Annotated in this window: 29 protein-coding genes; 11 read left to right on the top strand and 18 right to left on the bottom strand. The window is 70.2% G+C overall.

Going from position 1 to position 25,767, the window contains the following annotated elements; all coding sequences use genetic code 11:
- Window positions 1–31: 31 nt before the first annotated feature.
- Together J7I98_RS14745 and J7I98_RS14740 are read right to left on the bottom strand one after the other, a co-directional pair.
- Window positions 32–607 (bottom strand): sigma-70 family RNA polymerase sigma factor, encoded by a 576-nt coding sequence (locus tag J7I98_RS14745; protein WP_274561418.1) that lies wholly within the window; start codon window positions 605–607, stop codon window positions 32–34.
- Between the two features lie 253 nt (window positions 608–860).
- Window positions 861–1,472: a response regulator transcription factor gene (locus tag J7I98_RS14740; RefSeq protein ID WP_003948568.1), complete on the bottom strand. Its 612-nt coding sequence runs from the start codon at window positions 1,470–1,472 to the stop codon at window positions 861–863.
- A gap of 381 nt (window positions 1,473–1,853) precedes the next feature.
- Here J7I98_RS14740 and J7I98_RS14735 point away from each other — a divergent pair, with 381 nt between their 5' ends.
- Window positions 1,854–2,204: a WhiB family transcriptional regulator gene (locus J7I98_RS14735; protein ID WP_214921135.1), complete on the top strand. Its 351-nt coding sequence runs from the start codon at window positions 1,854–1,856 to the stop codon at window positions 2,202–2,204.
- A gap of 86 nt (window positions 2,205–2,290) precedes the next feature.
- Here J7I98_RS14735 and J7I98_RS14730 read toward each other — a convergent pair whose 3' ends face one another.
- Window positions 2,291–3,187 (bottom strand): LysR family transcriptional regulator, encoded by an 897-nt coding sequence (locus J7I98_RS14730; RefSeq protein WP_214921134.1) that lies wholly within the window; start codon window positions 3,185–3,187, stop codon window positions 2,291–2,293.
- A gap of 90 nt (window positions 3,188–3,277) precedes the next feature.
- On the opposite strand from J7I98_RS14730, the gene J7I98_RS14725 reads away from it, so the two are divergent.
- Complete coding sequence (locus J7I98_RS14725) at window positions 3,278–3,934, top strand: MOSC domain-containing protein (protein ID WP_214921303.1); 657 nt, start codon at window positions 3,278–3,280, stop codon at window positions 3,932–3,934.
- An 87-nt stretch (window positions 3,935–4,021) separates the two neighbouring features.
- A complete protein-coding gene (locus J7I98_RS14720; protein WP_214921133.1) occupies window positions 4,022–4,795 on the top strand; it encodes an SDR family oxidoreductase in 774 nt (257 codons plus the stop codon).
- Window positions 4,796–4,824: 29 nt separating this feature from the next.
- Here J7I98_RS14720 and J7I98_RS14715 read toward each other — a convergent pair whose 3' ends face one another.
- Entirely contained in the window at window positions 4,825–6,648 is a 1,824-nt protein-coding gene (locus J7I98_RS14715) for a DUF2264 domain-containing protein (RefSeq protein ID WP_214921132.1), read from the bottom strand.
- A 185-nt stretch (window positions 6,649–6,833) separates the two neighbouring features.
- Here J7I98_RS14715 and J7I98_RS14710 point away from each other — a divergent pair, with 185 nt between their 5' ends.
- The 6 genes from J7I98_RS14710 (at window position 6,834) to J7I98_RS14685 (ending at window position 12,934) form a co-directional block, all read left to right on the top strand.
- Window positions 6,834–7,934, top strand: coding sequence for a substrate-binding domain-containing protein (locus J7I98_RS14710; protein WP_214921131.1), 1,101 nt, complete (start codon window positions 6,834–6,836; stop codon window positions 7,932–7,934).
- A 100-nt stretch (window positions 7,935–8,034) separates the two neighbouring features.
- Window positions 8,035–9,351: an ABC transporter substrate-binding protein gene (locus J7I98_RS14705; protein ID WP_214921130.1), complete on the top strand. Its 1,317-nt coding sequence runs from the start codon at window positions 8,035–8,037 to the stop codon at window positions 9,349–9,351.
- Between the two features lie 7 nt (window positions 9,352–9,358).
- A complete protein-coding gene (locus J7I98_RS14700; RefSeq protein WP_214921129.1) occupies window positions 9,359–10,255 on the top strand; it encodes a carbohydrate ABC transporter permease in 897 nt (298 codons plus the stop codon).
- The gene (locus J7I98_RS14695; protein WP_214921128.1) at window positions 10,252–11,106 is read left to right on the top strand and encodes a carbohydrate ABC transporter permease; all 855 of its coding nucleotides are present in this window, start codon (window positions 10,252–10,254) and stop codon (window positions 11,104–11,106) included. The genes J7I98_RS14700 and J7I98_RS14695 overlap by 4 nt, the downstream gene beginning before the upstream one ends.
- Before the next feature lie 24 nt (window positions 11,107–11,130).
- Window positions 11,131–12,174 carry a hydroxyacid dehydrogenase gene (locus tag J7I98_RS14690; RefSeq protein WP_214921127.1) on the top strand — a complete coding sequence of 348 codons (1,044 nt, stop codon included), beginning with the start codon at window positions 11,131–11,133 and terminating at the stop codon, window positions 12,172–12,174.
- A gap of 64 nt (window positions 12,175–12,238) precedes the next feature.
- The gene (locus J7I98_RS14685) at window positions 12,239–12,934 is read left to right on the top strand and encodes an ester cyclase (RefSeq protein WP_214921126.1); all 696 of its coding nucleotides are present in this window, start codon (window positions 12,239–12,241) and stop codon (window positions 12,932–12,934) included.
- 118 nt (window positions 12,935–13,052) lie between these two features.
- On the opposite strand, the gene groL is transcribed toward J7I98_RS14685, so the two are convergent.
- The 4 genes from groL to J7I98_RS14665 all read right to left on the bottom strand — a co-directional run bounded on the left by groL (window position 13,053) and on the right by J7I98_RS14665 (window position 16,936).
- Window positions 13,053–14,678: a chaperonin GroEL gene (gene groL, locus J7I98_RS14680; RefSeq protein WP_214921125.1), complete on the bottom strand. Its 1,626-nt coding sequence runs from the start codon at window positions 14,676–14,678 to the stop codon at window positions 13,053–13,055.
- Between the two features lie 96 nt (window positions 14,679–14,774).
- On the bottom strand, window positions 14,775–15,083 hold the full coding sequence (gene groES, locus J7I98_RS14675; RefSeq protein ID WP_028812332.1) for a co-chaperone GroES: 309 nt from the start codon (window positions 15,081–15,083) through the stop codon (window positions 14,775–14,777).
- A 228-nt stretch (window positions 15,084–15,311) separates the two neighbouring features.
- Window positions 15,312–16,040 (bottom strand): polysaccharide deacetylase family protein, encoded by a 729-nt coding sequence (locus J7I98_RS14670; protein ID WP_308377768.1) that lies wholly within the window; start codon window positions 16,038–16,040, stop codon window positions 15,312–15,314.
- Entirely contained in the window at window positions 16,037–16,936 is a 900-nt protein-coding gene (locus J7I98_RS14665) for a polysaccharide deacetylase family protein (RefSeq protein ID WP_251020644.1), read from the bottom strand. The genes J7I98_RS14670 and J7I98_RS14665 overlap by 4 nt, the downstream gene beginning before the upstream one ends.
- Before the next feature lie 109 nt (window positions 16,937–17,045).
- On the opposite strand from J7I98_RS14665, the gene J7I98_RS14660 reads away from it, so the two are divergent.
- A complete protein-coding gene (locus J7I98_RS14660) occupies window positions 17,046–18,260 on the top strand; it encodes a methyltransferase domain-containing protein (protein ID WP_374225127.1) in 1,215 nt (404 codons plus the stop codon).
- Window positions 18,261–18,325: 65 nt separating this feature from the next.
- Here the strand turns inward: J7I98_RS14660 and J7I98_RS14655 are convergent, their stop codons facing one another.
- From J7I98_RS14655 to tsaB, 5 genes are read right to left on the bottom strand one after another with little or no spacing between them, the layout of a single operon-like run.
- Window positions 18,326–18,937: a hypothetical protein gene (locus tag J7I98_RS14655; RefSeq protein WP_214921122.1), complete on the bottom strand. Its 612-nt coding sequence runs from the start codon at window positions 18,935–18,937 to the stop codon at window positions 18,326–18,328.
- A 24-nt stretch (window positions 18,938–18,961) separates the two neighbouring features.
- A complete protein-coding gene (locus J7I98_RS14650) occupies window positions 18,962–19,228 on the bottom strand; it encodes a hypothetical protein (protein WP_214921121.1) in 267 nt (88 codons plus the stop codon).
- Window positions 19,225–20,322, bottom strand: a complete 1,098-nt coding sequence (gene tsaD, locus J7I98_RS14645; RefSeq protein WP_214921120.1) for a tRNA (adenosine(37)-N6)-threonylcarbamoyltransferase complex transferase subunit TsaD — start codon at window positions 20,320–20,322, stop codon at window positions 19,225–19,227. The genes J7I98_RS14650 and tsaD overlap by 4 nt, the downstream gene beginning before the upstream one ends.
- Window positions 20,315–20,818, bottom strand: coding sequence for a ribosomal protein S18-alanine N-acetyltransferase (gene rimI / locus J7I98_RS14640; protein WP_214921302.1), 504 nt, complete (start codon window positions 20,816–20,818; stop codon window positions 20,315–20,317). Before rimI ends, tsaD begins: the two co-directional genes overlap by 8 nt.
- Before the next feature lie 17 nt (window positions 20,819–20,835).
- Window positions 20,836–21,489 (bottom strand): tRNA (adenosine(37)-N6)-threonylcarbamoyltransferase complex dimerization subunit type 1 TsaB, encoded by a 654-nt coding sequence (tsaB, locus tag J7I98_RS14635; RefSeq protein WP_214921119.1) that lies wholly within the window; start codon window positions 21,487–21,489, stop codon window positions 20,836–20,838.
- A gap of 94 nt (window positions 21,490–21,583) precedes the next feature.
- On the opposite strand from tsaB, the gene J7I98_RS14630 reads away from it, so the two are divergent.
- Window positions 21,584–22,171, top strand: a complete 588-nt coding sequence (locus tag J7I98_RS14630; RefSeq protein WP_251020643.1) for a hypothetical protein — start codon at window positions 21,584–21,586, stop codon at window positions 22,169–22,171.
- Window positions 22,172–22,228: 57 nt separating this feature from the next.
- Here J7I98_RS14630 and J7I98_RS14625 read toward each other — a convergent pair whose 3' ends face one another.
- From J7I98_RS14625 to J7I98_RS14605, 5 genes are all read right to left on the bottom strand, one after another.
- Window positions 22,229–22,366 (bottom strand): hypothetical protein, encoded by a 138-nt coding sequence (locus J7I98_RS14625; protein WP_374225123.1) that lies wholly within the window; start codon window positions 22,364–22,366, stop codon window positions 22,229–22,231.
- Window positions 22,367–22,556: 190 nt separating this feature from the next.
- On the bottom strand, window positions 22,557–23,081 hold the full coding sequence (gene tsaE / locus J7I98_RS14620; RefSeq protein ID WP_214921117.1) for a tRNA (adenosine(37)-N6)-threonylcarbamoyltransferase complex ATPase subunit type 1 TsaE: 525 nt from the start codon (window positions 23,079–23,081) through the stop codon (window positions 22,557–22,559).
- Window positions 23,053–24,288: an alpha/beta fold hydrolase gene (locus J7I98_RS14615; RefSeq protein ID WP_214921116.1), complete on the bottom strand. Its 1,236-nt coding sequence runs from the start codon at window positions 24,286–24,288 to the stop codon at window positions 23,053–23,055. Before J7I98_RS14615 ends, tsaE begins: the two co-directional genes overlap by 29 nt.
- 12 nt (window positions 24,289–24,300) lie before the next feature.
- Entirely contained in the window at window positions 24,301–25,449 is a 1,149-nt protein-coding gene (alr, locus tag J7I98_RS14610) for an alanine racemase (protein ID WP_214921300.1), read from the bottom strand.
- A 22-nt stretch (window positions 25,450–25,471) separates the two neighbouring features.
- On the bottom strand, window positions 25,472–25,767 hold a 296-nt coding region (locus J7I98_RS14605), incomplete at its 5' end, for a hypothetical protein (protein WP_214921115.1).

Genomic DNA, 25,767 nt, shown 5'->3' with positions numbered 1-25,767 from the left:
ACGGCCTGCGCGGGGGGCCCGGTTCGGCCCGTCACTGCCCGGCGAGCGCCCGCAGCCGACTGAGCGCGCGATGCTGCGCAACCCGCACGGCACCTGGGGACATGCCCAGCATCTGCCCGGTCTCCTCGGCGGTCAGCCCGACCGCGACCCTGAGCACGAGCAGCTCGCGCTGCGCCTGGGGAAGATTTGCCAGAAGTTTCTTGGCCCACTCCGCGTCACTGCTGAGCAGCGCGCGCTCCTCGGGCCCGAGGGAGTCGTCGGGACGCTCCGGCATCTCGTCGGAAGGCACGGCGGTCGATCCGGGGTGCCGCATGGCGGCCCGCTGCAGATCGGCGACCTTGTGCGCGGCGATGGCGAAGACGAAGGCCTCGAAGGGCCTGCCGGTGTCCTTGTAGCGCGGCAGCGCCATGAGGACCGCGACGCAGACTTCCTGCGCGAGGTCCTCCACGAAGTGGCGGGCATCACCGGGAAGCCGGCTCAGCCGCGTACGGCAGTACCGCAGGGCCAGCGGGTGAACCCGGGCCAGGAGGTCGTGCGTGGCCTGCTCGTCGCCATCGACCGCACGGCGGACGAGTGCACCGATCACCGTCGTCTCGTCGTCGCGCATCGGTCCATGGTGCCTTGGCGCCGAACCTTCCGTGGCACCACGCCCGTAGTTGTGCACCGAAGCGTTATGAGCAGGTACGCCGGAACTCATCTCCTGAGCCCTCCCCTCCCGCTCGACCGAATCGTCCCCGAGGAACTCCACCCCTCAAGGATGCGGCATCGGCGACGGAACGGGGCACGGACGTCCGTCACCCCGCCCGCCGGACGGCGGACGGGGCACGTCGTACCCGTGCAGCAGCGCACCGGCCCCGGTCCTAACGGACCAGGCCCCAGCGGAATCCGAGCGCGACCGCGTGCGCCCGGTCCGAGGCGCCGAGCTTCTTGAAGAGCCGCCGGGCATGCGTCTTGACCGTGTCCTCGGAGAGGAAGAGCTCACGGCCGATCTCCGCGTTGGAGCGGCCGTGGCTCATGCCTTCGAGCACCTGAATCTCACGTGCGGTGAGTGTGGGCGCCGCACCCATCTCGGCCGAGCGCAGTCTGCGCGGGGCGAGCCGCCAGGTCGGGTCGGCGAGCGCCTGCGTGACGGTGGCTCGCAGTTCGGCGCGCGAGGCGTCCTTGTGCAGATAGCCACGGGCACCGGCGGCGACCGCGAGCGCGACGCCGTCGAGGTCCTCGGCCACCGTGAGCATGATGATCCGGGCGCCCGGATCGGCGGAGAGCAGCCGGCGCACGGTCTCGACACCGCCAAGACCGGGCATGCGTACGTCCATCAGAATCAGGTCCGAGCGGTCGGCGCCCCACCGGCGGAGGACTTCCTCACCGTTGGCCGCTGTCGTCACGCGCTCGACGCCGGGCACGGTCGCGACCGCGCGGCGGAGCGCCTCTCGGGCAAGGGGGGAGTCGTCGCAGACGAGGACGGATGTCATGGCCGCCCTCCGCAGCTGATGCGCGTCACCTTGAGCCTCCAGGCTGGTACATATTTCGTCACCTGTGCGATTGACGCTCTCGGACATCTGCCCGATCGCTTGTTCTTTCAACCGCCTCGCACTCTCAACGACGGTCACTCGAAAGAGTTACGGGGTGGACGGCCATCTTCGGCACTCTACGTGAGGGCCCGGTTGCAGAGAAGCGCATCGCGGGGTGCGATGTCTCCAAAGTAAAGACATGCCCCGTTTAGCGGCTTTTCTTCCGTTTTGCTGGCGCCTGTGGCTAGATTCGCAATGGGTCATATTTACATCTGCTTACACAAGTGGGTGCCGCCTCAGCCCAGATGCGCTCTCGATGCAATCGATGCAAGGGGACAAGCAATGGCAGATTTCTCCCGCCTTCCCGGACCCAACGCCGATCTGTGGGACTGGCAGCTGCTTGCAGCCTGCCGCGGGGTGGACAGCTCGCTCTTCTTTCACCCGGAGGGGGAGCGGGGTGCCGCCAGGAGTGCGCGCGAGAACTCGGCAAAGGAGGTCTGCATGAGGTGCCCGGTACGTGCGGAATGCGCGGCGCACGCACTCGCGGTCCGTGAGCCCTACGGCGTGTGGGGCGGGCTGACCGAGGATGAGCGCGAGGAGCTCATGGGCCGCGCGCGCAACCGTCTGATCACCGCCTCCACGGGGGCTCCGGCGGCGCCGGCCACGAGGCCGACCGCCACACCAGGCCGCTGAAACGTTTTTTCACTTCTTTCCCTCGTCACCAACTTCACCAGGACCGCTCCACCTCACAGCCCCGACTCCCAGCCCCGGCCGCCGGCTCACCGGGCGGCTGCGAGCGCCAGCTGGTCCAGCGTGGCCGCTACGGCCGGGACCTGAGCCAGGTCGGGCAGGGTGAGCGCCACGATCTCACGCTGCACGGCGGGTACCAGCGCCACGGTGCGCGCACGCTTCGGACGTACCGACTCCATGGCCAGCTCCGGCAGGACCGCGACTCCGAGTCCGGCGCCGACCAGGCCGATCACCGCCGGGTAGTCGTCGGTCGCGAAATCGATGCGGGGCGCGAAGCCCGCGCTCTCGCACACCTCCACCAGCTGCCTCCGGCAGCGCGGGCAGCCTGCGATCCACGGCTCGTCCGCCAGCTCCCCGATGCCGACTTGGCCGGCCTCCGCGAGCCGGTGCCCCTCGGGGACGAGGCCGACGAGACGGTCGGTGAGCAGCGGGCGTACGACCAGGTCCTGCCAGTCCTCGGTGGCGCCGCCGGGCCCGTAACGGAAGGCCAGAGCCACGTCGCAGTCGCCCTCGCGCAGCATCTCCACCGAGCGCGGGGGCTCCGCGTCGATGAGGGAGACCCTGGTGCCGGGGTGGGCGGCGCGCAGGGCGGCCAGCGCGGTGGGGACCAGGGTGGAGCTGCCGCTGGGGAAGGACACCAGGCGCACCCGGCCTGCGCGCAGTCCGGCGATGGCGGCGACCTCCTCCTCGGCGGCGGTCAGTCCGGCGAGGATTCCGGCGGCGTGACGGACCAGGGCTTCACCCGCTTGGGTGAGTCGCATCTCGCGGCCCGTGCGGATGAGGAGCGGGGTGCCTGTCGAGTGTTCGAGGGCCTTCATCTGCTGGCTGACGGCGGGCTGTGTGCAGCCCAGTTCGCGCGCGGCAGCCGAGAAGGAACCGGTGGCGGACACGGCGCGCAGGACACGGAGATGACGGGCTTCGATCACCCCTGAAGCATAAGTGACTCTTGGGGTGATCGCAGGAGAGCGATGTGCAGCTTTGAGGGCCGCCCCGTTAGCGTGCGTGCCATGGACTTGATGAAGCTACTGACCGTGAACGTGGGGCGGCCGGAGGCCGTGGACTACACCGATGCGCCGAGCGGGACGACGGGCGTGCACAAACATCCGGCCGATGGGCCCGTACGGGTGGTGGCGCCGGGTCCCAAGGGTGTCGGCGCGAGCGGAGTGGTGGGCGACGCGGTGTGCGACACGCGTCATCACGGCGGCAACGACCAGGCTGTGTACGCCTTTGCTCGCGAGGACCTCGACGGGTGGGAGCGGGAGCTGGGGCGTCCGCTGGCCAATGGCGCGTTCGGGGAGAACCTCACCACGCTCGGGCTCGATGTGAACGGCGCGCTCATCGGCGAGCGGTGGCGTATCGGGGCGGAGTTGGTGCTGGAGGTGACCTGCGGCCGCATTCCGTGCCGTACGTTCGCAGGCGCTCTCGGCGAGAAGGGGTGGGTCAGGCGTTTCACCCAGCATGCCGCCCCGGGGGCGTATCTGCGGGTGATCGAGCCCGGGGAGATCCGCGCGGGCGACGCCGTCGAGATCGTGCACCGGCCCGACCACGACGTCACGGTCAGCCTGCAGTTCCGGGCGGCGACGACGGAACGGGAGCTGCTGCCGCGCATCCTCGCGGCCGGCGAGGCGCTGCACCCCGAGGCGCTGGCGAACGCGCGCAAGTACGTGTCGTAACACGTGCCGTAGTGCGTGTCGTCATGTGTGTCGTGAGGGGGAGTCCCTGACGGACGGGCGGGACACGCGAAGCACTAACGTGCCGCTATGACGACTGCACTGATTACGGGAGCTACAGCAGGCATCGGCGCCGCCTTCGCGCGGCGCCTCGCCACGGACGGGCACAACCTGGTGCTGGTGGCCCGCGACACCGGGCGGCTCCAGGAGCAGGCGACAGAGCTGCACGACCTGCACGGCATCGAGGCTGAGGTGCTGACCGCCGATCTGGCGACGGACGACGGGATCGCGGCGGTCGAGGCGCGACTCCTGGACCGCAAGCATCCGGTCGATCTGCTGGTCAACAACGCCGGGTTCGGCAACAAGGGGCGCTTCCTCGAAGTGCCCATGGCCGACGAACTGACCATGCTGAAGGTCCACTGCGAGGCAGTCATGCGGCTGACGGCGGCGGCCGCGACGGGCATGAAGGAGCGGCGCCGGGGCGGGGTCGTCAACGTCGCGTCGATCGCGGCCTTCGTACCGCGCGGGACGTACGGCGCCTCCAAGGCGTGGGTCGTGCAGTTCACGCAGGGCGTGGCGCGGGACCTCGCGGGGTCCGGCGTACGGCTGATGGCGCTGTGCCCCGGCTTCGTACGGACGGAATTCCACGAGCGGGCCGGGATGGGGACGGACAACATCCCGGGCTGGATGTGGCTCGACGCGGACAAGCTGGTGGCCGCAGCGATGGGCGATCTGGCACGCGGGAAGTCGCTTTCGGTGCCGGATCCCCGGTACAAGGTGGTGATGGGGGCGGTGAAGCTGGTGCCGCGCGGCCTGCTGGGAGGGATCACCTCCAAGACCGGGCGGAAGTACGGGCCTCAATAAGCGTTCCGCGCATACTGCTCCTTTCGCGCTTACTGCTCCTTCCGCTCGTTCAGCTCGTCCGGGCTTAGGGACAGCCGGGCAGTTGGTCCGTTCCTCCAGGTCACCTGGAGGGTCCTGCGGCCCGTGATCCGGACGTCCGCGAGGGTGGCGACGGGCGCCGGGGCGGTCTCGGCCGTGAGGGACGCCAGGGCGACGAAGAGCGACTCGCCCTCTGTCGTGCGGCCTTCGAGGGCTGCGGTACGGGTGCGCGGGGCCGCCAGGGTCGGGCCGGTGGCCGACTCGTGGGCGCTGTCGTAGCCGTGGACCGGGTGGAGTTGGGCGGTCACCAGGTGGTCGGTGGCCCAGCCGGTCTGGCGTACGCGCGTGCCCTCCGGTGCTCCGACGACGAGATGGGCGCGGACTTCGGCGCGGCCGTGGACGGCGGTGGCGGAGACGACGCGGATGCCGGGGGCCGGGGTGTGTTCGGACGCGGCCCAGCCGGGGCCGTGGCCGAGCGGCTGGGCCGGGCCGCGTGTCGTCGGTACGCCGCCGATGAGCAGGGCGAAGTGGTTGTCGGCCGGGTCGCCGTCGGTGGTGGGGCCGGTGCGCGTGGAGTAGGCGAAGCGGGCGTAGCCGGGGTCGTCGTCCGCGGTGACGTGGTTACTGCCGTGGTTGTGGAGGCGTACGAGGCCGTCCGCCACGGTGGACTGGATCAGCATGTTGGGCGGGGCGAGTGTGGTGACCGCGTCCTGCGTTTCGGCGGGCAGCGGCTCTTCCGGGTCGGTCCAGGCCGGGTGGTCGGCCGGGAGAAGGAGGCCGATGAAGCCCTTGGACGCCCAGTACGGGGAGGCCGGCCCCGAGTACGTCTGGAGGACCGGTTCGTACGGGCCGTACCAGCCCAGCGAAAGCAGCCCGTTGTCGCCGACCGCGCCCCGGTCGAGGAAGTGGCGCAGGGTGCCGGAGGCGAGGCGGCGGGTCGCGCCGGGGCTCAGCGGGGTGTGGCCGGTCAGCGCGCCGAGCCAGGGGGCGGAGGCGGCGGCGAAGCGGTAGGTGAGGGAGCGCCCGTACGGCATGGGGGCGCCGTTGGCGTCGAAGAGACGGGTGTGCGCTTCGAGTTGGGCGTACAGCCTCGGGCCGTAGAGGTCGAGGAGCTTCTGGTCGCCGGCTAGGTGGGCGTGCACGACGGGATAGAAGTGCAGGGCCCAGGCGTTGTAGTGGTCGAAGGCTCGGTTCGGTCCGTCGCTGTACCAGCCGTCGCCGAGGTACCACTCCTCGATGCGGGCGAGGGAGCGGTCGACGGTGGCCCGGGCGCGGTCGGTCTCGATGCCGATGTCCTGGAGGAATCCGGCGACGGTGAGGCCGAACAGCCACCAGTTGTTGTCGACGGGGGACGGGTCGAGGGCGGGCAGCAGCCAGTCGACGGTGCGGTGGCGGGTGCGCTCGTCGAGGTTGTCCCAGAGCCAGGGGCGGGTGAGGCGCAGGGCGAGGGCAATGGAGGCGGATTCGACGACGGCCTGGCATACGCCGGCCATGAGCGGCCAGGCTTCGGGCGCCTCGGCCGTCAGTTCGCCGGTGGGGACCGGATTTTCGGTGCCCGCGGTGAGGCCTTCGGAGTAGCGGGCGAGATGGCCGTGGGGGTCGTGGCCGTCCGCGCCCGCGACGCGGAAGGCGGCGAGCAGGAACGTACGGGCGTAGCCTTCGAGGCCGTCGGAGCGAGGGCCCGACGAACTGGCGCGCTTGCCCGGCAGATTGATGAGGCCGCGGCGGGGGGACGCGTGGGGGCGTACAGCCAGCAGGAGCTGGTCGGCTGTCGCCTCCCAGTTGTTGCGGGTCCAGCGGGTGTACGAGCTGCTCCGCCGGTTTCCGAACGGCATGATGCTCCCTTGGTGCCTTGATGCCTGGAGGCCTGGAGGCAGGCTGCTGCGTTGACGGAATCTAGAACCCTGACTGATCGAACGTCAACGCATTGCGGTTGAATGATCGAAACTTCTATCGTTCGATCACACTGGCCTGCGCCACACATTGCGATGCGCCACACACTGCGAGGGGGACTGCCGCCGTGCGCGAGAGTGCTGCTGAACGTCACGACCGACTGCTGGGGCTCGTACGGGAACGGGGCTCGGCCCGCGTCTCGGACCTCGCCGCCCAGCTGGGCGTCTCGCCCGTCACGGTGCGCCGGGACGTGGAGGATCTGGCCGGGCGAGGTCTGCTCGACCGGGTGCACGGGTCGGTGTCGTGGCCGCAGGAGCAGGGCTCTGCCGGCGCCGCTTCGTACGGGGCCGGCGGCGGGCCAGTGCTCGGCATGCTGGCGCCCTCGGCGACGTACTACTTCGCCGAGGTCATCCGGGGTGCGCACGAGGCCGCGGCGCGTGCCGGGGCCCGGCTGATCCTGCGGATCTCCGACTACCGCCCCGAGGAGGACCAGGCGCGCGCCGAGAGCCTGCTGGCGGCGGGCGCCGAGGGCCTGCTGGTCGCGCCGGGCTGGCGGCGGCCCGGGGACCCGGCGGCATACAGCGACTGGATCGCCTCGCTGCCCGTACCCGCCGTACTGCTGGAGCGGCAGCCGGTGCCGGGGTCCCGGCTGGACGGCATCGACCGGGTCTGTTCGGACCACCGGCGCGGCGCGCTGCTGGCCGTGCGGCACCTGGCGGAACTGGGGCACGGGGCGCCGCTGCTGATGGCCCGCGACGACTCGCCGACGGCGCTCGCGGTGCGGTCCGGGTACGAGGAGGCGCTGGGCGTGCTCGGGCTGCGCGCGCCGCGGGACGTGATCGATTCCGTACCGGCGGAGCTGTATCCGGACCGCTTCGAGGCGGCGGTGCAGGCTCTGCACGCGGCGGTCTCTTCGGGGTCGGCGACGGCGGCGCTGATCCACAACGACGTGGATGCGATCCAGGTGGTGCAGCGGCTGGCGGAGCTGGGTGTCCGGGTGCCTCGGGACCTGGCGCTGATCGCGTACGACGACGAGGTGGCGGCGCTCGCGGACACTCCGCTGACGGCGGTGGCACCGCCCAAGCGGGAGGTCGGGCGGCATGCGACGGAGCTGCTCGTGGAGCGGCTCGGCCAGGCGCGGGGCGCGGGCGGCGAGGAGCCGCGGAGGCACGTGACCCTCCTTCCGCAACTGCGCGTCAGGGCTTCCTGCGGCGCCTCAACGGTCTGATCTTTTTTCGATCAATCAATCTTTCGCTCTTGACTTCGGTCAGGGCTGGCTCAAGGATCACGGCCAACGAAACTGTCGCCGCCCTTTCAGGAGCCGTGCCGTGAGCCGCAGTTGGAACAGAACGTCGCATGTCATAGTCGGCGCCGCCACCGCCCTCGCCGTTCTCACGGCCTGCGGCGGCGGTGACGACAACGCAAAAGGCAGCCAGGACAAGCCCGTGACCATCACGTTCTGGGGCTGGGCCAAGGGGTCGAAGGAGGTCGTCGACGCCTTCAACGCCTCGCACAAGGACATCCGGGTGAAGTTCGAGGAGATACCCTCCGGCAACGCCGGCGGCTACGCGAAGATCTCCAACGCGGTGAAGGCGGACAACGCCCCCGACCTGGTCTCCATCGAGTACCCGATGCTCCCCGAGTTCGTCAGCCAGGGCTCGGTCCAGGACATCAGCCCGTACGTCACCGACGACGTCAAGAAGAAGTTCCTGCCGCAGGCGGTCGAACTGACCACCCTCGGCGGCAAGAACTGGGCCGTCCCCTTCGACGCGTCGCCGCAGGTCTTCTACTACCGCAAGGACCTGTTCGAGAAGTACGACGTCGAAGTCCCCAAGACCTGGGACGACTTCCGCAAGGCGGCCGAGAAGGTCAAGAAGGCCGACAAGAAGGCCCGCATCGGCACCTTCTTCCCCGACGACCCGACCACGTTCCAGGCTATGGCCTGGCAGGCCGGCGCCCAGTGGTTCAAGGCCGAGGGCGACACCTGGAAGATCAACACCACCGACGCCGCGACGACGAAGGTCTCCACGTACTGGCAGGGACTCCTCGACGACGACCTGGTCCACAACAACGCTTCCTTCAGCCCGGAGTGGACCAACTCCCTCAAGAACGGCAGCACCGTCGGCTACCTCGGCGCCTCCTGGGGCGCGGGCGTCCTCACGGGCACCCTCCCCGAGCAGAGCGGCAGGTGGGCCGTCGCCCCGATGCCGAGCTGGGACGGCAAGCCGGCCAGCGGCATGCTGGGCGGCTCCACGTTCGCCGTGACCAAGGGCAGCAAGAAGACCGAGGCCGCTGTCGAGTTCGCGACGTGGATGACGACCACCGAGGATGGCATCAAGTCCCGGATTGCGTCCGGCACTTCGAGCGCTTTCCCGGCCGCCGCCGAGCTGCGTCCGGCCGCGAAGAAGGCCTTCGACGCGACGTACTTCGGCGGCCAGGACATCTACCGGCTCTTCGAGGACTCCGGCGCCTCCATCGGCCGCGACTGGACGTGGGGGCCGGGCACGGGCACCACGAACACCGTCATCAAGGACCAGTTCGGCAAGATCGCCAACGGCGGCGCCACGATCGCCGACGCGGTGAAGGCCGGGCACGAGGCGACCGTCTCCGAGCTGAAGAAGCGCGGCCTGAAGGTGGAGGGCTGAGCAGAACGTGAAGGCCCGCACCCGCACCAATGCCGCCGCCGGCGTACTGCTGACTCCCTTCTTCGTCCTCTTCACCCTGGTGATGGCGGTGCCGATCGGATACGCGGTCTGGCTGAGCCTGTTCACCGAGAAGCAGTCAGGACTGGGCTTCGGCGGAACGGAGACCGTCTTCAGCGGCCTCGACAACTACACGGCGGCGCTGGGTGACCCGGCCTTCCACGAGGGCTTCGCCGTACTCCTCGGATACTGCGTCTTCTACATCCCGCTGATGATCGGCGGAGCCCTCGCACTCGCCCTCCTTCTCGACTCGGCGCTCGCCCGCGCCCGGCGCTTCTTCCAGCTCGCGCTCTTCCTGCCGCACGCAGTCCCCGGCATCATCGCCGCGCTGATCTGGGTCTATCTCTATACGCCCCAACTCAGCCCGGTCGTCGACGCGATGGAGGCCGGTGGCATCGGCTTCGACTTCTTCTCACCCGAAGGCGCCCTCCCCTCCGTCATCAATATCGCGCTGTGGGAATGGCTCGGCTACAACGTGGTGATCTTCTACGCCGCCCTCCAGGCCGTCGACCGCTCCGTGCTCGAAGCGGCCACCGTCGACGGTGCGGGCTCCTGGCGCATCGCGTTCAGCATCAAGGTCCCGCTGATCCGCGCGTCGGTCGCGATGGTCGCCCTGTTCACGGTCATCGGCTCGTTGCAGCTGTTCACCGAGCCGCTGATCATCAACAAGGGCACCGGATCGTCCGTCACCTCCACCTGGACGCCGAACATGTACGCCTACACCGCGGCCTTCGACCGCAACGACTACGGACTCGCGGCCGCCGCATCCGTAATCCTCGCGCTCACCGCCGCGCTGCTCTCCTTCGCGGTCACCCGCTTCACCGGCCGGAAGGGCAAGAAGGCATGAGTTCTTCGACCTCCACCCACCGATGGCTGTCCAAGACCGCGGTCAACGGCGCGCTCGTCCTCGCCATGCTCTACATGCTTCTCCCCCTCGTGTGGCTGATCACCGCCGCCACCAAGGACACCGGTGGCCTGCTCGCCGGAAACGCCTTCTCCTTCGAGGACTTCAACCTCGGCGCGAACCTCTCCGCCCTGGCGGCGTACAGCGACGGCGTCTATCTCCGCTGGTACCTCAACAGCCTTCTCTACGCGGGCGGCGGCGCCGTCGTCAGCTCCCTGATCAGCGTCGCCGCGGGCTATGCCTTCGACAAGTACGACTTCGCCTGCAAGGAGAAGCTCTTCGGCGTCGTCCTGCTGGGCGTGCTGGTCCCGTCCACCGCGCTCGCCCTGCCCATATATCTGCTCGCCAGCGAGGTGGGCATCGTCAACACCTACTGGGCCGTGCTCGTCCCCGTGCTGGTCCACCCGTTCGGCGTCTACCTCGCCCGGGTCTTCAGCGCCGGTTACATCCCGGACGAGGCCCTGGAGGCCGCCCGTATCGACGGAGCCGGGGAGCTGCGCACCTTCTGGTCCATCGGTATGCGCATGATCATGCCGGGCTTCGTGACCGTCTTCCTCTTCCAGTTCACCGCGATCTGGAACAACTTCTTCCTCCCCCTGGTGATGCTCTCGGACCAGAAGCTCTTCCCCTTGAGTCTCGGCCTGTACGCGTGGAACAGCAACGCCCACGCCGAGCCGGACTTCTATCCCCTCGTCGTCACCGGCTCCCTCCTCGCCGTCATCCCCCTGATCGTCGCCTTCGTCTCCCTCCAGCGGCACTGGAAGGCCGGGCTCACCGCCGGAAGCGTCAAGTGACTCAAGAGGAGCCCGAGTTCCACCATGCACCACGCCACTGACAATCGACCGTCCGCGCCCCGACCGTCCGCGCTGCTCGCCATGGGCCCCGGCGTCGCGGAGCGCCTGTTCACCGACCACCACCGCAGCCGCCTCGCCGGGCTGGCGCGCACCGACCCCCACCTCGTCGCCCACGACCTCACCGCCCCCGCACCGCACATCGCGGCCGCCCTCGCCGACGCCGAGGTCCTGTTCACCTGCTGGGGCGCCACCCCGCTCACCGCCCAAGTCCTGGACGCCGCCCCGAAACTGCGCGCCGTCATCCACGCCGCGGGCTCCGTCAAGCACCACATCACCGACGCCTGCTGGGACCGCGGCATCGCCGTGACCTCGGCCGCAGCGGCCAACGCCCTGCCCGTCGCCGAGTACACGCTCGCCGCGATCCTCTTCGCCGGCAAGCGCGTCCTGCACTCCGCCGACCGCTACCGCGCCCTGCGCACCGCCCACGACTGGCGCGAGGAACTCCACGCCGCCGGCAACTACCGCCGCACCGTGGGCATCATCGGCGCCTCCCGCATCGGCCGCCGAGTGATCGAACTGCTGCGCCCCTTCGACCTCCGCGTCCTGCTGTACGACCCGTACGTCACCCCACAGGAAGCCGAAGCGCTCGGCGCCGAACCGGCCGCACTCGACGACCTCTGCGCCCAGAGCTCCGTCGTTTCGGTCCACGCCCCCCAGCTCCCGGCGACCCACCACATGATCAGCGCCGACCGGCTCGCCTCCATGCCGACCGGCGCAACCCTGATCAACACCGCCCGCGGCTCCCTCGTCGACGAGTCCGCCCTGCTCACCGAACTCGCCTCCGGCCGCCTGAACGCCGTGCTGGACGTGACGGACCCCGAGCTCCCGCCACCCGATTCACCGTTGTACGACCTCCCGAACGTCCTCCTGACCCCCCACATCGCAGGCTCGCTCGGCGGCGAGCTCCACCGCATGGCCGACCGGTCCCTGGACGAGCTGGAGCGTTACGCCGCAGGACTTCCCTTCGCCGACCCCGTCCACCCGGCGGCCCTGGATCACTCTGCGTAACCCACTCGCTCGGGTGCATTCCTCCCTAAACTGGAGATATCACCCTCCATCGCCGGGAGGCGCCATGAAGTTCGTACAGATAGTCGACTACAAGACCCAGCGGTTCGACGGCATGAACCAGCTCATGGACCGGTGGGTCGAACAGACCAAGGGCAAGCGGACCGCCACCCACAGCCTCATAGGCAAGGACCGCGCCGACGGTTCGCACTTCGTCGAGATCGTCGAGTTCCCGTCGTACGAAGAGGCAATGAAGAACTCCCAGCTTCCGGAGACCGACCAGATCTTCCAGGAGATGGTGGCGCTCTGTGACGGGATGCCGTCGTTCACCGACCTCGACGTGGTCCGCGACGAGCAGCTGAACGCCGCGACCGCCCGCCGCTTCTTCCACGAGGTGGCCGTCGGAGGCAACCTCGACGCCATCGACGAGATGTTCGTGGCCGACTACAAGGACCACGACATCATGAAGGAAGAGGACACCACGACCGGGAGCGACGTCATCCGCAGCGACGTGACCGGCTGGCGCGACGCCTTCGAGTTCACCTTCAACCTCGACAGGCAGATCGCCGAAGGCGACGACGTAGTGACGTTGTGGACCTGGGTCGGCACCCACAGGGGCACCTTCATGGGCATCGCCCCCACCGGCCAGCAGTGCAAGATGACCGGCACCACGGTCTTCCGCTTCCACGACGGAATGATCCAGGAAGGCTGGTGGCACTTCGACGCACTGGGCCTGATGCGGCAGCTCGGCGCGCTGGGCTGAAACGAAAAGCTGGGCTGAAACGAAAACAGGAAGCCCCTGTTCCCGCCGCCGAGCGGCAGGAACAGGGGCTTTCCACGACGCGTCAGGCGGACGCGTCAGACGTCATACGTCATAGACGTCAGTGGGAGTGGCCGTGGCCGCCGTGACCGGCGTCCGCCTCGTCCTCGGCCGGCTTCTCGACGACCAGGGTCTCGGTCGTGAGCAGCAGCGACGCGATGGACGCGGCGTTCTCCAGCGCGGAGCGGGTGACCTTGACCGGGTCGATGACGCCGGCCTTGACCAGGTCGCCGTACTCGCCCGTCGCGGCGTTGAAGCCGTGACCCTTGTCGAGCTCGCTCACCTTGGCGGTGATGACGTAGCCCTCGAGGCCGGCGTTCTCGGCGATCCAGCGCAGCGGCTCGACGACGGCGCGGCGTACGACCGCGACACCCGTGGCCTCGTCGCCGGTCTTGCCCAGGCCGTCCTCCAGGACCTTGGCGGCGTGCACCAGAGCGGAGCCACCACCGGAGACGATGCCCTCCTCGACCGCGGCGCGGGTCGCGGAGATGGCGTCCTCGAGACGGTGCTTCTTCTCCTTCAGCTCCACCTCGGTGGCGGCGCCGACCTTGATCACGCACACGCCGCCGGCCAGCTTCGCGAGGCGCTCCTGGAGCTTCTCGCGGTCCCAGTCGGAGTCCGTGGACTCGATCTCGGCCTTGATCTGGTTGACGCGACCGGTGACCTCGGCGGAGTCGCCACCACCGTCGACGATGGTGGTGTCGTCCTTGGTCACGGTCACGCGGCGGGCGGAGCCCAGCACGTCCAGACCGGCCTGGTCGAGCTTGAGGCCTACCTCTTCGGCGATGACGGTCGCACCCGTGAGGGTGGCGATGTCGCCGAGCATGGCCTTGCGGCGGTCACCGAAGCCCGGGGCCTTCACCGCGACGGCGTTGAAGGTGCCACGGATCTTGTTGACGACCAGGGTCGACAGGGCCTCGCCCTCGACGTCCTCGGCGATGATCAGCAGCGGCTTGGAGCCACCGGCCTGGATGATCTTCTCCAGCAGCGGCAGCAGGTCCTGGATCGAGCCGATCTTGCCCTGGTGGATCAGGATGTACGGGTCGTCGAGGACGGCCTCCATACGCTCCTGGTCGGTCACCATGTACGGCGACAGGTAGCCCTTGTCGAAGGCCATGCCCTCGGTGAAGTCGAGCTCCAGGCCGAAGGTGTTGGACTCCTCGACGGTGATGACACCGTCCTTGCCGACCTTGTCCATCGCCTCGGCGATGAGCTCGCCGACCTGCGAGTCCTGGGCGGAGAGCCCGGCCACGGCAGCGATGTCGGACTTGTCCTCGATCGGTCGGGCGTTCGCGAGGAGGTCCTCGGAGATCGCCTTGACCGCGGCGTCGATGCCCTTCTTCAGGGCGGCCGGGGAAGCGCCGGCGGCGACGTTGCGCAGACCCTCGCGGACCAGCGCCTGGGCCAGCACGGTGGCGGTGGTGGTGCCGTCACCCGCGATGTCGTTGGTCTTGGTCGCCACCTCCTTCACGAGCTGGGCGCCGAGGTTCTCGTACGGGTCGTCGAGCTCGACCTCACGGGCGATCGTGACACCGTCGTTGGTGATGGTGGGGGCGCCGAACTTCTTGTCGATGACGACGTTGCGGCCCTTGGGGCCGATCGTCACCTTGACCGTGTCGGCAAGCTTGTTGACGCCGCGCTCGAGGGCGCGACGGGCGTCCTCGTCGAACTTCAGGATCTTCGCCATGGAGCTGTCTCAGTCCTCTCAAAACGAACTGCGCCCCTGCCGCCCGGCAATCGCTGGGGGGCCAGGGGCGCAGATCAAAAGCAATCTTCGGGCGAGTTACTTCTCGATGATCGCGAGCACGTCGCGAGCCGAGAGGACGAGGTACTCCTCGCCGCTGTACTTCACCTCGGTGCCGCCGTACTTGCTGTACAGCACGACATCGCCGACGGAAACGTCGAGCGGCAGGCGCTCGCCGTTCTCGAAGCGGCCCGGGCCCACGGCCAGGACGACGCCCTCCTGGGGCTTCTCCTTGGCGGTGTCCGGAATGACCAGGCCAGAGGCCGTGGTCTGCTCGGCGTCGAGCGGCTGGACCACAATGCGGTCCTCGAGCGGCTTGATGGCAACCTTGGAGCTGGTGGTCGTCACGGTCCGGTCTCCCCCTTCGGAGATCTCACGGGGTTAACTGATGTGGGGTGGCGACCAGGTGGATCCGTCGTCGCGGGTGCCGGACCTGCCCGTCGCTACTGTTGGCACTCCCCAGTGGAGAGTGCCAACGCCGAGACTATGACGCGGTTAGCACTCGGTCAAGCGGAGTGCCAATCCAGCGCGGCCGGAAGTGCGTTCCCGCTCTCCCCCGGCCCGCCCTTTCCGCCATCAGAGGTAATCCTCAATACGCGCCACCGCGAAACCTTGTTCGTGGATACGGCGCAGAATCCGCGCCGTCGTCTCGTCTCGGCCCCGCAGTCCCCCGCCGCCCGCAGTGTCCGGCTGTTGTACGCCCCGTACGGCGGCCGGAAGAGCCGTGCCGGGTGCGAAGCGGGCCTCCGGGCGGTCCTGCCGGCCGCAGATCTCGGCGCGCTGTCCGGCGTACGGCAGACCGGGCAGATAGGCGTGGCCGACCGTGTGGTTCTGTACGGCGCTCAGGCCGCCGCCCGCGCGCCTCAGCCGGTCGAACTGGTCGTATCCCGGCGAGGCCACGCTGTCCGTGAGGAACATGCTGATCGGCAACTTCAGGTCGTCGCCCATCCGGACGAATGCGGGGTCGCGCTCCGCGCCGTCGTCGACGCTGAGGAAGACGGCCTTGTCGCGGGTGGGCACGCGGTCCACGACGAAGGGTCGTTCCGGCTTACGGGCCGGGGGCGCCGGCGCCGGGCGGAGCGGCGCGGGCAGGCCCCACCGCGTGTACGCCCCGGCGCGCGGCCGCGACTGTCCCTTCGGCCTCGCCCGCGGCCCCGCGTGCGGGCCCTCCTCCGCCCTCGCCGGCGCGACACTCCGCACCGCTTTCCTCCCCAGCCGCTCGATCGGGCCGACGGACTGCGTACACCCGGCGACCAGGAGCGCACCGGCCGGCAGCCCGGCCGCCGGCCGGTGCGCGTGACTCACAGGTAGTCCTCCAGCCGGGCTACGGCGTACCCCTTGCCGGTGACCGTCTTCATGACCCGCCGGATCATGTCCGGCATGGTTCCCTTCCAGTCCCCGCGCCCACGGAAGTGGGTGAGGATGATGTCGCCGGGGTGCAGGTCGCGGTCCCACTCCCGCCACTCCATCCGGTCCGGGAACGCCTCGGCTGCCCACAGGGGCACGGCCTTGATCCCGCAGGACTTGGCGGCGCGCAGGGTCTCCCCGTTGTAGCTGCCGTACGGCGGCCTGAAGAGCGACGGCCGTTTGCCGTACCGCTTCTCGATGAGAGCCTGCTGGCCGCAGATCTCGTGCTGCTGCTCGGCGTACGAAAGACCGGGCAGGTAGGGGTGGTTGAGGGTGTGGTTCTGCAGGGAAACACCTCGGTCCTGCATCTTCTTGAAATAGCCGTAGTCCTCGCGCACCAGGTAGTCACTGAGGAAGGCGCTGTACGGGATGCCCAGCTCGGTCATCATCCGCAGCAGCTTCGGATCCTTCTCGGCACCGTCGTCCATCGTCAGGAAAACAACCCGTTCCTCGACCGGGACAGTGGTGAAAACGGGTGGCAGTCCGGGGCCCGCCTCGAACCCCTTCCGTGTCTTGATCTCCGGTTTCACCGAGGGCGGCGGCGGTGTGGGCAGCGGGGGCTGGACGAGCCCCCACTTCTTGGCGGCGGCAACGCGCGCGACCTGACTACGCCGCAGACGCTCGGCGTACTCGGCAAGGGACCCCGCAGGAGCCGCTTGGTACTCCCGCTGCTGGCCGGGGGCGGGGGCGGGGTTCCCGGCCGGTTTTCCCTCGGCGGCACAGGCGGGGCCGACCGCGGCGACAAGGAGCACGGCCAGGGCCACCCGGGCCCGCCTGCCCCCCTTTCCGGTCATTCTGTCGTTTTGTCGTACTAGTTGCATGGAGTCGGATCCTGTCAGCGCACGGGCCCGCCGCCCGGCCGACACCGCGACCGGGCGCGCACGGTCCCCCGGCTGGCCCACAATTGACCGGGTGAACGACCTCGACGCCTCCGACGACGCCCCCGACACCCCGCTGGCCTCCTTCGCAGCCCTGCGCACCGACGAGGGCCGGGCCCTCCTGACCTCGCTCCGCGACTACAACCCGGCGGAGGAGCTGGCCACCGCGACCCGGCTGCGCCGCGACCACCCGGCCGCGCTGGTCTCGGCGGCGCTGGGGCAGGCGCGGCTGCGGCAGCGTGCGGTGGCGAAATTCGGCGCGGAGGACGCGTACCGGATGTTCTTCACGCCGAACGGCGTCGAGCAGGCCACCCGTACGACGGTCGCGACGTACCGCGCGGACCGATTCGCCGGGATGGGCGTACGGAGCGTGGCGGACCTGTGCTGCGGCATCGGAGGCGACGCGATCGCCCTCGCCCGCGCCGGAATCTCCGTCCTGGCCGTCGACCGCGACCCGCTGACGGCGGAGGTCGCCCGCGCGAACGCGGAGGCACTGGGCCTGTCCGCGCTGATCGAGGTCCGCTGCGCCGACGTCACGGCGATCGACACGTCCCCGTACGACGCCGTCTTCGTGGACCCGGCGCGGCGCGGCGGCCGCGGCCGGATCTTCGACCCCGAGGCGTACTCCCCGCCGCTCTCCTGGGCGATCGAGGCGGCTCGTACGTCCGCACACGCCGCACTCAAGATCGCTCCGGGCGTGCCGCACGAGGCAGTGCCGGACGACGCCGAGGCGGAGTGGATCTCCGACGGCGGCGACGTGAAGGAGGCGGTGTTCTGGTTCGGCACGGCTGCGAAGGCGGTCCGCGCGACACTGCTGCCGGGCCCGCACACGCTCCTCGGCACCGGCCTGCCGGACCCGGCGCCGGGCCCGGTCGGCCGCTACCTCTACGAGCCGGACGGCGCGGTAATCCGCTCGCACCTGGTGGCGGAGGTCGCGGAACGGGTCGGGGGGCGGCTCATCGACGAGACGATCGCGTACATCACGGCGGACGAGCTGCGGCCGACGCCGTACGCCACGGCGTATGAGATCACGGATCAACTTCCCTTCAGCCTGAAGAAGCTGAAGGCGCTGCTGAGGGAGCGGGGGGTCGGCGTCCTGACGGTGAAGAAGCGCGGTTCGGCGGTCGAGCCGGAGGAGCTGCGCAAGAAGATGAAACTGGCGGGGGCGAATTCGGCGACGGTGTTCCTGACGCGGGTGGCGGGCGCCCCGACGGTACTGATCGGCCACCCGGCACGGTGACGCAGCCGGGCGGGTGCCTGCGGCGCAGTGCCCTCAAACGCCGGACGGGCTGGAAAGGGCCACCGTCACACCCGCAACGCCCACCGGTAGTGGCCCACCGCCTTCGACACCCCAATCAGCCCCGCCACCCACAAAATGACGCCGAGCCCGATGAAGAACACCGCCTCCAGGTACGTCTCCGACCCCCTCCGCGCCCCCAGCGCGAACCCGATCGACGACCACAGCCCCAACCCGCACACCACCACCGAAGGCAGCAGCCACGCAAGGCTGAGCCCGGGCGCGCGCCAGCGGCGGGCGGCGGAACCGTGGCTGCGCCCCACCTCGGCCCACTCGCCCAGCAGTTGACGGATCGTACGGTCGCGCCCGACGCCGATCCCGATGAAGATCCACGACGTCACCACACCCGCCACGCCGACCGCACCGGCCGCCGCCCCGAACACCGCGACCAGTGGATCGATCAGCCCCTCGAACGACTGAAGGGCCACCCCCACAAACCCCCAGCCGAGCACAGCACCGGCCACCTGCGCCCAGTACAGCGCCAGCCGCCCCGGCCCCAAGTGCCGCCTGCTCAGCTCGTCCAGAGCCCTCGCCCGGTCGGCGAGCATCGCCTCGGGGCGGGGCCAGGCCTGTATGTGCGCGGGTGGAGGTGGAGGAGGCAGCGGCGTACGGAGGGACATGCCGCCGAGATTACCCGTCCTCGTTCACGCGTTCCCGTCGACCGACTCGAAGCGCCAGCGGTGCACGGCGCGGCTGATCAAGTGCGCGTCGGGCTCCGGCAGTTCGGGAAGCTCGGCGTCGTACGGAGCGTCCCACCACGTAATGACCAGCACGCGGTCCTGCGGCGCCCGGAAGAGCTCCCGGCGCACCGGCTCGGCGGCCAGGACCTGCACCTGCGCGCGGGCCCACTCCAGCAGCTCCGCACCCGCGCCGTCGGCAGCGCGGGCCTCCCACATCAGAGCGACGGTCATGAGTAGAGGTTGTCCTTGCTGATCTCGTGCACGTGATCATGATCGTGAGCGGCACCCGGTACGTGCGTCTCGGTCACCGGCAGCGACGAGTCCGCCGACAGATCCCAGTCCGACGCCGCCCGGTTGCGCGCCACCATCTCCGCGCCCAGCGCCGCCACCATCGCCCCGTTGTCCGTGCACAGCCCCGGGCGCGGCACGCGCAGCTGGATGCCGGCCCGCTCGCACCGCTCCGCCGCGAGCGCCCGCAGCCGGGAGTTGGCAGCCACGCCGCCGCCGATCATCAGGTGGTCGACGCCCTCGTCCTTGCAGGCCCGGACGGCCTTGCGCGTCAGTACGTCGACGACCGCCTCCTGGAACGACGCCGCCACATCACGCACCGGCACGTCCTCACCCGCGCTGCGCTTGGCCTCGATCCAGCGCGCCACCGACGTCTTCAGCCCCGAGAAGGAGAAGTCGTACGCCGCATCGCGCGGCCCGGTCAGCCCGCGCGGGAAGGCGATCGCCTTCGGGTCGCCCTCCTTCGCGAGCCGGTCGATGACGGGACCGCCGGGGAAGCCCAGGTTCAGCACCCGCGCGATCTTGTCGAAGGCCTCGCCCGCCGCGTCGTCGATGGTCGCGCCCATCGGACGTACATCGCTCGTGATGTCCGGGGCCAGCAGCAGCGACGAGTGGCCGCCGCTCACCAGCAGCGCCATCGTCGGCTCGGGCAGCGGCCCGTGCTCCAGCTGGTCGACGCAGATGTGCGAGGCCAGGTGGTTCACGCCGTACAGCGGCTTTCCGAGCGCGTACGCATAGGCCTTCGCCGCGGACACCCCCACCAGCAACGCACCCGCGAGCCCGGGACCGGCCGTCACCGCGATGCCGTCCAGGTCCGAGGCGGCGACGCCCGCCTCCTTCAGCGCGCGCTCGATGGTCGGAACCATCGCCTCCAGGTGAGCGCGCGACGCGACCTCCGGCACCACACCGCCGAAGCGGGCGTGTTCGTCGACGCTCGACGCGATCGCGTCGGCGAGGAGGGTCGTACCGCGGACGACGCCGACGCCGGTCTCGTCGCAGGAGGTCTCGATGCCGAGGACGAGCGGTTCGTCAGCCATGGTGAATCTCGGTTTCTTCTGCTGTGTTTGCGGGGTTCGCTGTGTTTGCCGGGTTCGCCGGGTCGGTGAGTCGCATCACGAGCGCGTCGATGTTGCCGGGCTGGTAGTAGCCGCGCCGGAAGCCGATCGGCTCGAAGCCGAAGCGCTCGTACAGCTTCTGCGCGCGCGTGTTGTCGACGCGCACTTCGAGGAGCACCTCGGCGCATTCGAAGGCGGTCGCGTGCTCCAGCAGATCGGTGAGCAGCCGGGCGCCGAGCCCGGTCCCCCACTGGTCGCGGGCGGCAGCGATGGTCTGTACGTCGCCGAGGCCTCCGGCGGCGGCGAGCCCGGCGTACCCGACGATCTTGCCGTCCTGCTCGGCCACCACATAGCGGCGGGTGGCCTGCGGCCCTCCCGCGTGGGCGAGCTCGGACCAGAACATCCCGGGCGACCAGGCGTCCTCGGGAAACAGCTCGCGCTCCAGTTCAAGCACCGGATCGATGTCCCACCAGCGCATCTCGCGCAGCACCGCGGTCACTTGGGCGTGACCACCTTGTAGTTCTTCGGCACCTGCGCATCGGGCCTGCGCAGGTACAGCGGCAGCGGAGCCAGGAAGGACTCCCCCGCCGCGAGCTTCTCGGCGGCCAGCGCCGCGAGCGCGCCCGCCGACTGGTGCTCGGGGCCGCGCGCGTCGGGGAAGGAGTCGGGGTACAGCAGCGCCCCGGCGCCGACCACGGGCAGGCCCTCCAGCTCCTCGGCGATGTCGGCGGGCCGGTCGACGGCGGGTTCGGAAACGCGCGTACGGGCATCGGCGTACCGCGCCCAGTAGACCTCCTTGCGGCGCGCGTCGGTGGCGACCGCGAAGGGGCCGGTGACCCCCGCGGCGTACGCGAGACCGTCCAGCGTGCACAGTCCGTGCACGGGCACGCCGAGCACGAGGCCGAAGGTCTCGGCCGTCGCGAGGCCGACCCGCAGCCCGGTGTACGGACCCGGTCCCACGCCGACGACCACACCGGTCACGGCGTCGAGTTTCAGACCGGCTTCGGCGAGCACCCGGTCGACGGCGGGCAGCAGCAGCTCCCCATGCCGGCGCGCGTCGACCTGACGGGCTTCGGCGAGAACGGACGTGCCGTCATGGAGGGCGACGGTGACGGCGGGCGTGGCGGTATCAACAGCGAGCAGGAGCACACAAACAGCCTACGGCCCGCACACGGGAAGCACGGCGTCCCGTCCCTTCCTGCCCCTGCTGCTACCGTCACCACAAAACGGCGCGCGGCAGAACATGAGGTGGAGCACGGTGGCTAGGAGCAGCTCGGGATTCGTGGCCGGGCTCACCGCGGCAGCCCTCGCGGCCGTCGCCTTCCTCGCCTACCAGGCATCGGCGAACGCACCGGCCGACCTGGCAGCACCAGGCAAGTCGCCGTCGGCCAACGCCTCGCTCGCGCCCCAGGACAAGAGCAAGGGCAGGGGCAAGGACGGCAGGGACCCGCTCTCGGTGCCGGCCCGGTCGGGCAAGGGCGTGCGCGTCGTCTACTCGCTGAGTGAGAGGCGGGTGTGGCTGGTGAGGCCCAAGGGCCAGCAGACGCAGACCTTCACGGTCACGCCGAGTACGGTCAGCCCGCCGCCCGGCAGCTACACGGTCGGCTCGCGCTCCGGAAGCATCACCGGCTCGGACGGGGTGCAGGTCGAGCACGTCGTGCGGTTCACGAACGTCGACCATGTGGCGATCGGCTTCAGCGCCGCGGTCGACGGGACGATGCCGACCCCGGACCCGGCCTCCAAAACGGGCGGCGTCCGCATGACGCGGGCGGACGGCGACGCGATGTGGTCCTTCGCCACGGTCGGCGTGAAGGTCGTCGTAGTCCCGTAAGAACCAGTCCCGGTCGCAGTCCCGTAAGAACCAGTCCCGCAAGAGCGCCCGTACGAGCTATGCGGCGTCCTGTGCGGCGTCACGCCCGGGCACACGCTTTTCCACCGGCCCAGCGGCTTCGGCCTTCTCGTCGGGCTCCCGGGGCGGTGTGGAGACCGCCGAGGCCGCTGCGCACGAGGCCAGCAGATCGCGCATGGACACAGGCTGAGGGTGCGGCTGCGGCGCTTCTCGTTCTGAAGCCGACATGGATGCCTCCTGGGCTCCGGGGGCAGGCGCGTGGTTAGGTAGACCTAACCAGGTCTCGGTACCCATGTGACCACGCTCGGCAGCACTGGCGCAACATCTTGCCGACGTCTTGTCGGAACGTACGGACGGACACGCCGGTTCAGGCGCCCAGCGCGGCAAGATCCTCGCCGCTCCACCGCTCGCCGACACCGACGAGGGTCACCTCGCGCACCTCGTCGTCGGTATCACCCACGGCCCGGTGGATCACCACATGCAGCCGGTCGTCCGACAGCTCCTCGACCTTTCCTTCGCCCCACTCGACGACCACCACCGAGTCCGGCAGCGAGACGTCGAGGTCGAGGTCCTCCATCTCGTCCAGCCCACCGCCCAGCCGGTACGCGTCCACATGCACCAGCGCGGGACCCCCGGTCAGCGAGGGGTGGACGCGGGCGATGACGAACGTCGGCGACGTCACAGCGCCGCGCACCCCGAGCCCTTCGCCCAGCCCGCGTGTCAGCGTCGTCTTGCCCGCGCCGAGCTCGCCGGTGAGCATCACCAGATCGCCGGGGCGCAGCACTTTCGCAAGTCGGCGCCCCAAATCCTGCATCAGGTCGGGCGCGTTGACGGTAAAGGTGGCGGTGACTGTGGCGGTGGGGTCAGCCACCGGGCTGTGCGGTGCTTCCATACGTCCCAACGTTAGCCGCTGCCGGTACGGCGCCCACGCGCGCCAGCAGGTCCGCGAGACGGTCGGTGACCACCTCCGGGTGCTCCAGCATGACGAGGTGTCCGGCGTCCGGGACTATCACCAGCTCGGCGTCGGGCAGCAGGTCCGCGATGCCCTCGCTGTGCTCGCTGGGCGTCACCAGATCCCTGTCGCCCGCGAGGACGAGCACCGGCACCTCGGCGAAGATCTGCAGCGCATCCGCCTTGTCATGGTTCGTGAAGGCCGGATAGAACTCGGCCACCACATCGATCGGAGTGCTCTCGATCATCCTCTCGGCGAACCGCGTCACCGCCGGGTCGACGTCCTTCGAGCCGAACGAGTACCGCTTGATGAGCCCGGCGAAGAGATCGGCGGTCGCACGCCGGCCCCGCTCGACGATCTCCGCCTGCGAACCGAGCGCCCGCAGCACACGCGGCAGGACACGGCGTACGGCCGCCACGCCCGCGACCGGCAGGCCGAAATTGACCTCCCCGAGCTTCCCCGACGACGTACCGACAAACACGGCTCCGACCACACGCTCACGAATGAGCTCGGGGAACTGGTCAGCCAGGGCCATCACCGTCATGCCACCCATCGAGTGCCCCACCAGCACCAGCGGCCCCTCGGGCGCTGCCGCGTCGACAACGGCCTTCAGGTCGCGCCCCAGCTGCTCGATGTCGACCGCCACCCCCTCGGCCTGCGCCGAGCCGCGCGCCGAGCGCCCGTGACTGCGCTGGTCCCAGTGGACGGTGCGTACGACACCGCGCAGCGCGGCGCGCTGAAAGTGCCACGAGTCCTGGCTCAGGCAGAAGCCGTGACTGAAGACGACGGTGACGGGAGCCGGCGTCTTGCGCCCGAACAACCGACGGCGGCGCGGCCCGGCAGAGCCACTGTCGACGTCGACCTCGTCCACCTCGTAGTAGATCTCGGTGCCGTCGTCGGCGAGCGCCCGGCCGGGCATTCCGCGCAGAGCGCCGTACGGTCCGGAGGCGTCGAGCGCGAGCCGCGCCTTCCTGCGCATCCCCCGCCCGACGGTCATCCGCTCGATCGCGACGCCCGCGGCAGCACCGGCCGCGACCACACCTATCGCCGCGCCGGCCACACCCGCCCGGCGCCAGTTGCCGACGGCGGCAGCGGTGGCGGCCTCGGCCGCCACCTCCACCGCGCTCGACGCGCTGCTCTCGCTCACGGTGCCGCTCTCCTAGCTTCGGGGATCCTCATTCACATAGACGCGTGGAACCCGCGATCCGATGCGAGTGACAATTTCGTACGCGATGGTGCCCGCCGCCTGCGCCCAGTCCTCGGCCGTCGGCTCGCCCCGGTCGCCCGGGCCGAACAGCACGGCCTCGGCCCCCGGCTCCACCTCGTCCCCACCCAGATCGACCACAAACTGGTCCATCGCAACCCGCCCGGCGACCCGACGCCACTTGCCGCCGACCAGCACGGGCCCGGTGCCGGAGGCGTGGCGCGGGATGCCGTCCGCGTACCCGGCCGGGATCAGCGCCAGGGTGGTCTCCTGACCGGTGACGTAGTGATGCCCGTAACTGACGCCATGCCCCTCGGGCACCTGCTTGACCAGCGCCACGGACGCCGCGAGCGTCATGACCGGCCGCAGCCCGAGCTCGGCGGGCGTCCCCACCTCGGGGCTGGGAGAGACCCCGTACATGGCGATTCCGGTCCGTACGAGATCGAAGTGCGCCTCGGGCAGCGTCAGCGTCGCGGGCGAGTTGGCGATGTGCCGCACTTCGGGCTCGGCGCCGGCCTTCTCGGCGTACGCGAGCATCTCCCGGAAAGAAGCGAGCTGAGCGGCAATTGACACATGACCGGGCTCGTCCGCGCACGCGAAATGCGACCAGAGCCCGGTGATACGCACCGTGCCCTCCGTCTGGGCGGCCAGGGCGCTGTGCACCAGTTCCGGCCAGTCGGCGGGCTGGCAGCCATTGCGCCCCAGCCCGGTGTCGGCCTTGAGCTGCACCCGCGCCGCGATCCCGACGGCACGAGCGGCGTCAACGGCCTCCCGCAGCGCCCACATCCCGCTCACCGAGACATCGATGCCCGCCTCGACGGCCTCGCGCCAGGGCCCTCCGGGCGTCCACAGCCAGCACAGCAACGGCCCACCGAACCCGGCGTCGCGCAGCGCCAGCGCCTCTTCGGGGGTCGCGGTCCCCAGCCACGTCGCCCCCGCGTCGAGGGCCGCCCGGGCACACGGCACCGCGCCGTGGCCGTACGCGTCCGACTTGACCACAGCCATCAGCTGGGCGTGGGGAGCGCGGGCGCGCAGGGCACGCACGTTGGCGCGCAGCGCCGCCAGATCGATCTCGGCACGTACGCGCATGGGGGTCTGGGTCATCGCGGTCATCGGGCCAAGTGTCTCAGAGCCCCAGGACACCCCCTCCCCCAAGCCCCGGCCCTGCCACCCCGAACAACAACTTCACCCACTTCCCCCGCAAGGCAACGCCCTCGGCCGAGGCTTCGCGGCGGTGCCGAGGGGCGGGGGCGTTGCGGGAACCGGCGGTGGTGCCGCACGCCGCGAACACCGACCGGCGCCGCCGGCGGACCAGGGTGAAGGGGGTGGGGGCGGCTGCGAGGGGGCGGGTTGCGAAGGGGGCGCTGTTCGGGGCGTAGAGCGTGATGTGTGCGCCAGTTACTGGCCTCGCGAACGCAGCCC

The organism is Streptomyces sp. ISL-98 (genome assembly GCF_018614055.1).
Taxonomy (GTDB): Bacteria; Actinomycetota; Actinomycetes; order Streptomycetales; family Streptomycetaceae; genus Streptomyces; species Streptomyces spiramyceticus.
The sequence above is the reverse complement of the archived record's forward strand: the minus strand, read 5'-3'. Positions and strand labels throughout refer to the sequence as shown.

Bases quoted from the DNA above. Each gene is read 5' to 3' on its own strand.
- tsaD (WP_214921120.1), bottom strand. From the start codon at position 20,322: ATGGCTGACGAACCGCTCGTCCTCGGCATCGAGACCTCCTGCGACGAG.
- J7I98_RS14665 (WP_251020644.1), bottom strand. From the start codon at position 16,936: ATGACCGGAAAGGGGGGCAGGCGGGCCCGGGTGGCCCTGGCCGTGCTC.
- J7I98_RS14685 (WP_214921126.1), top strand. From the start codon at position 12,239: ATGAAGTTCGTACAGATAGTCGACTACAAGACCCAGCGGTTCGACGGC.
- J7I98_RS14740 (WP_003948568.1), bottom strand. From the start codon at position 1,472: ATGACATCCGTCCTCGTCTGCGACGACTCCCCCCTTGCCCGAGAGGCG.
- J7I98_RS14650 (WP_214921121.1), bottom strand. From the start codon at position 19,228: ATGACCGTCGCTCTGATGTGGGAGGCCCGCGCTGCCGACGGCGCGGGT.
- J7I98_RS14655 (WP_214921122.1), bottom strand. From the start codon at position 18,937: ATGTCCCTCCGTACGCCGCTGCCTCCTCCACCTCCACCCGCGCACATA.
- J7I98_RS14745 (WP_274561418.1), bottom strand. From the start codon at position 607: ATGCGCGACGACGAGACGACGGTGATCGGTGCACTCGTCCGCCGTGCG.
- J7I98_RS14720 (WP_214921133.1), top strand. From the start codon at position 4,022: ATGACGACTGCACTGATTACGGGAGCTACAGCAGGCATCGGCGCCGCC.
- alr (WP_214921300.1), bottom strand. From the start codon at position 25,449: ATGACCCAGACCCCCATGCGCGTACGTGCCGAGATCGATCTGGCGGCG.
- J7I98_RS14630 (WP_251020643.1), top strand. From the start codon at position 21,584: ATGAGGTGGAGCACGGTGGCTAGGAGCAGCTCGGGATTCGTGGCCGGG.
- J7I98_RS14735 (WP_214921135.1), top strand. From the start codon at position 1,854: ATGGCAGATTTCTCCCGCCTTCCCGGACCCAACGCCGATCTGTGGGAC.
- rimI (WP_214921302.1), bottom strand. From the start codon at position 20,818: ATGCGCTGGTGGGACATCGATCCGGTGCTTGAACTGGAGCGCGAGCTG.
- J7I98_RS14625 (WP_374225123.1), bottom strand. From the start codon at position 22,366: ATGCGCGATCTGCTGGCCTCGTGCGCAGCGGCCTCGGCGGTCTCCACA.
- J7I98_RS14725 (WP_214921303.1), top strand. From the start codon at position 3,278: ATGAAGCTACTGACCGTGAACGTGGGGCGGCCGGAGGCCGTGGACTAC.
- J7I98_RS14690 (WP_214921127.1), top strand. From the start codon at position 11,131: ATGCACCACGCCACTGACAATCGACCGTCCGCGCCCCGACCGTCCGCG.
- groL (WP_214921125.1), bottom strand. From the start codon at position 14,678: ATGGCGAAGATCCTGAAGTTCGACGAGGACGCCCGTCGCGCCCTCGAG.
- J7I98_RS14715 (WP_214921132.1), bottom strand. From the start codon at position 6,648: ATGCCGTTCGGAAACCGGCGGAGCAGCTCGTACACCCGCTGGACCCGC.
- J7I98_RS14695 (WP_214921128.1), top strand. From the start codon at position 10,252: ATGAGTTCTTCGACCTCCACCCACCGATGGCTGTCCAAGACCGCGGTC.
- tsaE (WP_214921117.1), bottom strand. From the start codon at position 23,081: ATGGAAGCACCGCACAGCCCGGTGGCTGACCCCACCGCCACAGTCACC.